Raw genomic sequence first — 1,059 nt, forward strand, 5'->3', positions numbered from 1 at the left:
TGTAGCAGGTGTTGCAGGTGGCGCCGGTAAACCAGCGGCCATAAACGCCGGCTTCCGCATCGAACACCTTGTCGTAAGGCGTGTACCAATCGATGGCGTTCGCCGCGTCCGCCCAGAACTTTTCCGGGTCGCGTTTCCAGCCGTCATAGACCTCGTGATAGCGTGAAGACATCCGTTTCCTCCCCAGGAAGATTTGCCGTCTTGGCAATAGCCTATGCTGTTTTTTCCGGCGATGTCTTCCCTCAATTCGTCTGATCCGGTCCGGTCCTGGTCGCAAAGGTGCGACATCGTGGCCCTCCGGGAAGAAAAGCAACGGTCCGGCCCGGGCGTTCCCATGTGGCCGTGTGCACCGGCGCGTCGGCCGGTGGTCTCGTCGTCGGGCATGGTCACCGCGATGGAGCAGCCGTCTCCCGGCTCAGTCGACCCTTTTGGTGCTCACGATGACCGGTCGGATCGGCGGCGCCGGCGGCAGCAGGTCGCGAATGTCTGCAAAGGGAAACATCGGCTCGAAGCGGAAGGCTTCGGCCTGTGATCCCGGCGCGCCGTTGCACTGGCCGGCGCGAAAAAAATTCTGCGTGCGGGCGATGTCGACGAAGCGCTCCGGATCCTGCGACTGGTGCAGGCGGATCGCCTTGGCCTTATCTCGGCCTGGGCTGATATCTCGACATAATGGGTCGGGGAGAATCCGGTGCCGCCCATCGTGTCGGCATGCAGCACCGGTACGGCGAACGACGCCGCGATGCGCACGGCGTCCGACAGCGCGCGGTGGTCGGCGTGATAGTCGTTGGGCGCATGGGTAATCACCAGATCCGGTCCGGTTTCGCCAATCAGCGTCTTCAGCGCGCCGATCAGCGCGGCATCCGCCACCAGTCCGCCGTCGGGAAAGTCGAGGAAGCGCGGCGCCGCCCCGAGCAGCGCGGCCGCGGCCGTTGCCTCCTCGCGACGGACACGGGCGAGAACCGTGGGATCGCTCTTGCCGCCTCTGGCACCATCCGTGGCTATGGCAAAAGTCAGTTCTGCGCCTTGCGCCGCATAGGCCGCTATCGTACCGAACATGAA

General features: G+C 64.3%; 1 protein-coding gene and 1 pseudogene. Both read right to left on the bottom strand.

The window, feature by feature from the left end; genetic code table 11:
- Positions 1–172 (bottom strand): acetyl-coenzyme A synthetase N-terminal domain-containing protein (locus FJ980_RS33960; RefSeq protein WP_140547706.1); only part of this gene is annotated, 172 nt, incomplete at its 3' end.
- Positions 173–415: 243 nt separating this feature from the next.
- A pseudogene (locus FJ980_RS33965) lies at positions 416–1,059 on the bottom strand (PIG-L deacetylase family protein); the annotation flags it as partial.

It is taken from the genome of Mesorhizobium sp. B1-1-5 (assembly GCF_006443065.1).
Taxonomy (GTDB): domain Bacteria; phylum Pseudomonadota; class Alphaproteobacteria; order Rhizobiales; family Rhizobiaceae; genus Mesorhizobium.